Origin of the sequence: Lactobacillus acetotolerans DSM 20749 = JCM 3825, from assembly GCF_001436775.1 — a bacterium.
Lineage (GTDB): Bacteria > Bacillota > Bacilli > Lactobacillales > Lactobacillaceae > Lactobacillus > Lactobacillus acetotolerans.
On the sequence record NZ_AYZC01000053.1, the window covers coordinates 1 to 8,400 of the forward strand.

The 8,400-nt window shown below is 36.1% G+C and carries 6 protein-coding genes; 2 read left to right on the plus strand and 4 right to left on the minus strand.

Going from position 1 to position 8,400, the window contains the following annotated elements; genetic code table 11:
- Window positions 1-358: 358 nt before the first annotated feature.
- From FC77_RS06935 to FC77_RS06945, 3 genes are all read right to left on the minus strand, one after another.
- Entirely contained in the window at window positions 359-1,219 is an 861-nt protein-coding gene (locus FC77_RS06935) for a hypothetical protein (protein WP_054681599.1), read from the minus strand.
- Window positions 1,220-1,527: 308 nt separating this feature from the next.
- Window positions 1,528-2,502, minus strand: a complete 975-nt coding sequence (locus FC77_RS06940; protein ID WP_056970903.1) for a ThiF family adenylyltransferase — start codon at window positions 2,500-2,502, stop codon at window positions 1,528-1,530.
- Window positions 2,503-2,514: 12 nt separating this feature from the next.
- Window positions 2,515-4,275, minus strand: coding sequence for an FAD-dependent oxidoreductase (locus tag FC77_RS06945; RefSeq protein ID WP_056970905.1), 1,761 nt, complete (start codon window positions 4,273-4,275; stop codon window positions 2,515-2,517).
- 172 nt (window positions 4,276-4,447) lie between these two features.
- Between FC77_RS06945 and citG the strand changes: the two genes are divergently transcribed.
- Window positions 4,448-5,272, plus strand: coding sequence for a triphosphoribosyl-dephospho-CoA synthase CitG (gene citG / locus FC77_RS06950; protein ID WP_188864901.1), 825 nt, complete (start codon window positions 4,448-4,450; stop codon window positions 5,270-5,272).
- Between the two features lie 69 nt (window positions 5,273-5,341).
- On the opposite strand, the gene FC77_RS06955 is transcribed toward citG, so the two are convergent.
- Window positions 5,342-7,222, minus strand: coding sequence for a flavocytochrome c (locus tag FC77_RS06955; RefSeq protein ID WP_056970910.1), 1,881 nt, complete (start codon window positions 7,220-7,222; stop codon window positions 5,342-5,344).
- A 125-nt stretch (window positions 7,223-7,347) separates the two neighbouring features.
- Here FC77_RS06955 and FC77_RS06960 point away from each other — a divergent pair, with 125 nt between their 5' ends.
- The gene (locus tag FC77_RS06960) at window positions 7,348-8,274 is read left to right on the plus strand and encodes a LysR family transcriptional regulator (RefSeq protein WP_056970908.1); all 927 of its coding nucleotides are present in this window, start codon (window positions 7,348-7,350) and stop codon (window positions 8,272-8,274) included.
- The last annotated feature ends 126 nt before the right edge of the window (window positions 8,275-8,400 follow it).

Here is an 8,400-nt window from a genome sequence, read left to right on the forward strand (position 1 = left end):
ACGAATAGAAAAGCGATCCTTTTTGGATTACATTTCCATCTTTCTTAATCGTTCTTTAAAATTATTTTTTCCTAACATACATACATCCTCATATAATTAAAATATCTTTAATCTATATTTACAATAACAATCTTATAGCTCTGCTGCAATAAAGTAAACATTAAACTATGCATGTAATTGGTTTGAACCAATTACAGAAAGTAAGTAATCCTTTCGTTGTCGCTACTTAAACAAGATTATGCTTCAATAACGGAATGAAAAATCATATTCAGAAATAAATCATATATTCGAAAATTAAAAAAATCGTTTGCTCAAATTTTCTTGAGCAAACGATCTTTTTCGTATTTAAACTATTTAATTAATAAATATTGTCACCACGTTGTGATAAGCGGTAAATTAAATTATGATCCGTCTCCAAGAAATTTAACTGGAAGTATTCTGCCATTGTTTGGCCGTACCAGAAATATTTCTGTCTTTTTAAATCTGCACAGACTTCCTGCATGGTAAAGAATGCGATCGTTGGAGCCGGCGTAAAATAATCCTGCTTATCCAAGAGTGATTTCTCTTTGCCACGCAGCCGGTAAATCGACCAGCTCATCGTATCTTCTAAATGGTATTCCAAAATTTTGAACACTAAGTTGGTATGGCGTAAGCCTTCAGTTAATTCGCTACGAATATGCCGGCTGCAATTATCAAAGGTAAAGCTATAATCAAGGTCATTGATTTTAAGGGCACTAAACTTAATAGCATGAGAGCCACTTAACTGGTAATCATCCATCAAGTGCAAAGCCACCCAATCAGTACAACCATCGGTATAACCATGAATTGAAAAGTAGGCTCGTTTCTCGGTTGAGATCACGTGGTAGCGCCTATAATGCAGTCGCTGGTCAATTGCTTTCTGAAAAGCCAGCCCACTAATTAATTTATGTTTAAGAAAATAATAGAAATGGGCTTTACTGCCGCGTTTACTTAAAATAATACCCCGTTCACGATCAATCAGCACACTCTGATATTTTCCCAAGAGCGGCTCTTTCTTAAAGTCATACACGGCCAGCAGATCTGGGTTAATTCGATACTTTGAGTCCACTGAAGTATATGGTGTTAACTCCTTATCCCTCCCTACTTTTTTTCTAAGCAATTCCTTGGAAAAATGGCGGTATTCAGTTTGCTTAGGCAAGCCCGGATCAAGGTGCAAGTCTAAACCTATGCTGTTAGTCATATTACGATCCTCCGTAAAAAACACTCAATTGTTATTCAACAACCAAGCATAAAATAATATTATGCTTTGGATTATACCTAAACAAAATTCTTTTGCAAAATCAAAATCGAGAATTCAATACAAATTAACTGCTAAATAGTATTAAGAAACGTGCCAGAGCAAAGAAAAACACCCAGAAAATAATTTCTTATTTCTGAGCGCTTTTAATTATTAGAGTAATTTTACCTATATTATTAAATTACTTTACAATTTAAATCATTTTAATAATATTTTTATAAGGTATTTTATAACGAAATAAAGTCTCTTTTTTATTTCTTTCTTACATCATATTTTTCTATTGTCCAACCATCAAAATCAATTTGGACAGCTTCAGTTGGTACCCTCAACCCTGTTAATAACATGATTGCATTATAACTAACTAAGCCAGCGGCCATATAAGTAACGGGGGCGATTATTGCAGCTGGAAAATGATAATCAATTAAGTGATCATCTGCTATTTGTTCTTTACCTAGAAAATCCATATAATCTACCGTTACCCCAGGTATTTTTACAAATACATTTGAACTCGTAGAAGCGTAACTACCAAAAATTACCGGTTTATTAACTTTATTAGAAATCCTATCAAACCATTCATTATCATTAGTTTTATCCATACTATCAATAATCAAATCCACATCACTATCTAAGTATTTTTCAACCTCGTTAGAACTATTAATCTCACAATCTACAGCCTTGATCTGCACCTTAGAATTAATGGCCAGTAAATATTGCTTACAAACATTTACCTTCTTTTTGCCAATATCTTTTTCAGTATAAATACTTTGGTTTGCAAGGTTAGCTTCTTTAACTACAGCAGAATCAACTAGCTTTAATCTCCCAACTCCAGCTCTTACTAGTTGTTCAGCTACAGTAGTCCCTATTTTATCAATACCAAATATAACAACATACGAATCAGCCAATTTTCTTTGATAACTCTGTGGATCAATATTACTAGATTTATCAACCCATTCAAAGTAACTATAGTTGTTTGCGTATCTAAGTTCAGGATCATAATCGTTGCTAGACAATAAACCTAATTCCTTAAATTTTTCTATTTTTGTATTTAACTCGTCGTCCGTTAAATGCAAACTTTTTCTATCCATTTCGCCAGCTAAATACTTGATTAAATTAACATTCTCAGTTGTATTGGCTATTTTTCTAGTTAGACCTGCATTGCCATTGCCAAACAAAATATTGTCACCGTCTATAAATGGTTGCAGTGTCTTTTTTATATGTACTTGCATTAATTTCTCCTTTTATTCCTCAGAAGCACCAGATAATGCATCGACTTCTTCTTGTTGTTCAACCGGATAAAAATTGCAATTATCTGCCGCTTCCGTTCCCGCAACAAATCCCGATGCGTAAGCCCACGAGTTCATCATACTAGGCATCGGATCACGTCCATTAGCACCACCAATAACTTCACCAGCAGCAAAGAAGTTAGCTACTGTTTTAATGCTTTTATCTAATAATTGCATTCGGTTATTAGTTACATAACCACCTAAAGTTGTGCAGAAGCGTAATTTCTGTTCGATTACATAATAAGTATTGCCTTCATATGCGTGCATAAATTTAGCAGGACGCCCAAACTCAGGATCATACCCGGCTTCTACATCTTCATTATAATTATCCATTGTTTCTTTCAGGGTTTTATAATCAATCCCGGCTTTTTGAGCAACTGTTTGTAAGTCCCCTTTAACTAAAATTGGGCTCTTTTTACCGTCTAAAGCAAAGAAACTTTGAATTTCTTCTTTATTAAAATTATATTTGAGCAACAATGCGTAGAACTGTTTCCATATTTTATGGTCCATGACGACAAAAGCAACCTTATCCTTTTGTGCGGCAATTGCATCCCTAAAATGGGTATATGGCGCTGATTCATTCACAATTCTTTTACCACTTTTATTGACAAAAATCGCCCCCATATCCGTAGCTTTTTTCGTAGAATAGGTCGTCAACTTAGCAATTCCCGGTTTAACTTCTAAACCATGCGGATAAACCTTATACCAATCAAGGTTACGGGTTACCAAGTTCATATTTTTAGCGAAATCAAAGTAATCACCAGTTGAGGTCATCGGTCCATAATACAGAATATTACTTTTATGCTCTTGATACATCTTGGCTCCCCAGCCACCTGCAGATAATACCAATGATTTAAACTTCACCTTTGTTGTTTGGCCTTTACCTTCAGCAACTAATGAAATTAATTTCCCATCAGAATTTTTATTTAACTTTTCAACACGAGCGTTAAGCAGAATTTTACCGCCCTTTTCTTCAAATGCTCGTGCTACCTTAGTAATCAATTCATACGATCCCGCTGGCAGCTCAATTTGCCGCTTAACCGTATGTTCAACCGTTTGCGTCTCAGCCTTTTGGTATGTTAAACCAGCAAATTCCGCAATGAAATCAACTGCCTTGCCAATATTATTAGCGAGTAATTCAGAGAGTTGTGCATAATTACTAGCCCCACTTTCACGAGTAATATCACTTACCAAAAGTGCCGACGAATCTTTCTCAGACTCTTTACCGAACAATTTCTCTGCTACTTTTGAAGCAGTAGCCACAACATTCGAACCATTCAAAATAGTGGCACCACCAAGATAGCCATTCTTTTCTAAAACAAGGACACTCTTACCCATAGATAAAGCCCGGGCGGCAGCCATCAGGCCCGCTATTCCCGAATCAATTACCGCAACATCAACGTTCAAAACCACATCTCTATGAACACCCGCATCATTTTTAGCGTCAGGAGTAATGTTGTTCTTTTTAAGTGCTTTCTTACCCGCATCCAATACTGCTTGGGTCATAACCGACGCACCGGAAACCGCGTCAACGGCAAAACTCTGCTTGGCAATAATTTCATTCTTTAATTTACTAAAAGTCTGCTTAAAAATAGCCGGTGTTTCTGAACTTTTAGTTACGTTAATATCATCAATATGATTGCCATTAACGGCAATATCAAAATCTATCTTTCCGTTATAGCCATTTGCCTGTACTTTAATGGTCCTTTTAGACATTCAAGTTACCCTCTTACAATTCTCTTAATTTGCATACTAAATTTACTTTACCGTTAATTAAAATAATTACTAGCAATAGGCTTCTTTAAGTTTAATTTTTTAAAATTAATAAATAGGATAAAATAGAATTAAACTTTAAAAAATTAGCAAAATAGAAATTTGAGAAATAAAAATTATGACAGACGCAATCACCCAAAACGCAATCCGCGCTCTTTTATACGAGGCAGTAACCAACCCGAAACCGGGGTTAGTTGATCCCGTATCTCAGGGACCCCATCCCGATATGGACATATACATGTTCATTGACAGCAGTTTAAGCCTTCAACCATACTTTGAAGACGCTGTAAAGATTGGCAAAACTTTTAATGATAATGATTTAACTAAAATGTTTTCTACCTTACGAACTAAGGGTGTCCTCGCAGAAAAGGCTATGTTTACCGCTACGCATAATACCAATACCCATAAAGGTGCAATTTTCGCATTAGGAATATTTGCCTGTGCCGAAAGTTATAGCAAAACAAAGCAAACCGATTTATTTGCCACCATTCGTAAAATGAGCAAAGGATTGGTTGAACATGACCTAGTTAAGGATAACCAGCAGCAAACTGCCGGTGAAAAGGAATACCAAAAATATGGCAAAAGTGGTGCACGTGGCGAAGCTGGGGATGGTTATCCCATAGTTAAGGATATTGCGCTGCCTTTTCTAAAAAATAGTACCGGTGATATTCAAACTAGATTATTAGATACATTAATGAAAATCGCCACGATTGCTTCTGACAGTAATTTAATTAAGAGAGCGGGAAATATCAATGTCATCCCGTGGTTAAGACAGCACGCAAAGCAATACTTACAGCTAGGCGGATACGGTACCACCCAAGGCAAAGAATATCTGCTCAACCTTAATAAAGAAATGACTAAGCGAAATTACAGTTTAGGTGGCTGTGCCGATTTACTAATCGTGACTATCTTCATAGGACTAGAACGCGGTTACCTTTAATTCTTTATAAGAACAAAAAAGATCTAACTTTATTCAAATTGAAGTTAGATCTTATTTTTTTCATCAAAATTAATTTTGTGACGCGCCAGAGGTGACATCTGCACTCGCATCTTTTTTACAAATAGAATCCGCGGCGATTCTACCGAAGGTGAAAATATCAGCAAGCGAGTTACCGCCTAAACGGTTACCGGCATGAATGCCGCCCGCAACCTCACCAGCTGCATATAAACTTGGGATAACATTCCCATTTTTAGCAATAACCTGAGCATTGGTATTAATCTTCAGACCACCCATGGTGTGGTGAATTGCCGGTTTACGCGGTGTTGCATAAAATGGTCCCTGCTCACACTTTAAGTTAAATGCACTCTTGCCAAAGTCAGGATCTTTTCCAGCATCAACATACGAATTATATTTTTTAATGGTTGTAATTAAAGTACCCGGATCCATATGGATTTGTTTAGTCAAGTCCGCCAGGGTATCAGCTTTAAATAAAGTACCCGCTTTTACTTGTGCATCGATCGCAGCCTGGCTTGTATTATATGCGGTATCTTTCATCTTATCATCGGCAATCAAATAGAATAATCCACCGTTGGCAATCGCGGCTTTAGCCAAAGTATCACGCTCCGCAAACTCATTGACGAAGCGTTTACCCTTCTGGTTAACCATAATAAAATTTTCAGGCGGCGTTTGAATGCCCGTAAATATTTCACCCGTCTTAGGATCAGAAACAGGCATCAATTGAATAAAGCCCATACCAACTAAATCAGCGCCAGCTTCTTGCCCTAACCTAATTCCGTCACCAGTAATTGCTGGAGAATTAGTTGTGGCAATATCATCATCAATATGCTTCCAGTAAGTATTATACTTTTTTACCATTGGAGTATTGGCACCAAATCCACCAGAAGTCATAATAACGTTATTTGCATGAACAATGACCTTACTACCAGCACTATTTTTCGCAATGATCCCTGCTATTTTTCCATTTTTAAAAAGAAAATGTTCAGCACGGGTATCAGTCAAAATTGTTGCTCCGTGTGCCTTTACCCAATCGCCTAACACGTGAATAAATGCATAGCCCATTGGTTCGACTGGTTTATGACCTCTTCGCCACAATGCGCCAACGGGCATCGTCACCTGACTACGATCGAATTTCACACCTAAATCAGTTAACCATTTTACAGAATCTAAAACGTTATTTACCAATTCATTAACTAAAGAATAATTACCATGAATTTCATTACCATTTAAATCGATTCTTTTACCGCCTAAATAAGTCTGAATTTCATGAAGTAAAGTCGAATCAAAGAGGTAATTTTCACCAGAAGCAAGATATTTTTGAATTTGTTCCTGTAATTTCTTAAAATCTGCACGATATTCAGGGTCGATATGTTCAATTGGAGTTACAGCTAACTTCTTTAAACTCTGCTTTTCACCCGGAAGTGCTTTAAATTGCTTTTGCCAATCGGGCTCTGCCGCATTCATTGGACCACCGGCACGGGTGGTATTACCGCCAATCTGGGGATATTTTTCAAGCACAATTACTTTCTTATTATTCTGAATTAATCGTGCCGCAGCAGTAAGCCCGGCACCACCAGCACCGACAACTACTACATCGGTAGAATATTCCTTATTTTGACCATTGCGCTTAACAGGCTTAGAACGCTTCTTCCATTCATCAGCGTTTCCACCAGCTTGCGTAATCGCCTCAGCAATCCCATCTACAACACCATGACTAGAAATAGTGGCACCACTAACCGCATCCACGTTTAATGTTTGTCCGCCAATAATTTCTTTAGGAAGCCGCTTAAAAACTTCATCTGCAACTCCCTTAGTTTCACCACTTGAATCAATTTTTATATTTTTAATTTTATCTTCTGAAAGTATAACCTTCATCGGCATATAGCTAGAGTCATGTCCCTTAGCTCTCACATTATAAGTACCTGCTCGCATCGTCATATTTATTCTTCCTTTCACATTAGAAGTCTTAATACTTAAATTTTACTAATTCTAAAATCCAACGTGAAATACTTTTTTAACTAGTGCGTTATAATATTTTTGTTATTAGGAGAATAATTATGAACGATCCAGAAACATTATTACATTACATCGACGTGCTACTAAAAGAGAGTAACTTTACGCAAGCAGCACACGAATTATATATTTCACAACCATATTTAACGCAGTTAATTAAAAGAATTGAGAAGAAATTAGGAGTACAAATTATTAATCGCAAACGTACACCATTTTCATTAACAAAGGCTGGAACAATTTATTATAAATACCTTGAAAACATTGTCTACAATGATCAAAAATTAACTCAACAACTAATACCCTTTGTTCATCCAGATAAAGAAGTTATCAGAATTGGTATTTTAGAAAGCCTAGGGACATTTTTATTACCTGAACTTTTACCACATTTTCTAAGAGAAAATCCAGACATTAAGATTCAATTAGTTGAATCCTTTCCACGCAAAAGTGAGGCCCACCTACTAAACAAACAAATAGATTGTTATATAGGACAAACTCCAGAAACAGTTACCGAAGGAATAGACTTTTATATAAATGGCGGCGAAAAATATTTTGTAGTAATTTCACCCGCTTCAAAGTATTTTCAAAGAGGACGCTTTATCTTACAACCCGGAGAGTATGATTTGAAAAAAGTATTGCAAGAACCTTTTGTTTTGAGTACATCTGAATCAGCCATACGCCATCAAATCAATGGTATATTTCAAAAGTTTCATGTGAAACCAAATATTGTATTAGAGAGTAACAGCATCATTACCGTAACTAACTTAGCTATTCAAGGTTTAGGATTAACCATTTCTTCCGCAAGTATTATTAAAAGAATGGCACAAACACCGATTAACCTTTTACCATTAGATCCTAAACTAATGCAGATCAAATATTTTATAGCCGTTAAACACGGAAGAAAGCTTCCACCAGCTGTCACTAAGTTAATTAAAGCATTCAAGCAATTGAAAATAAAACCAGATATAAAATAAAATGAAAACAAAAAAATACCACCATAGCTATTCAACTATGATGGTATTTTAATATTTATAATAACTCGGCTCCGGCTGTCAGGCTCGAACTGACGACATCTTGATTAACAGTCAAGCGCTCTACCA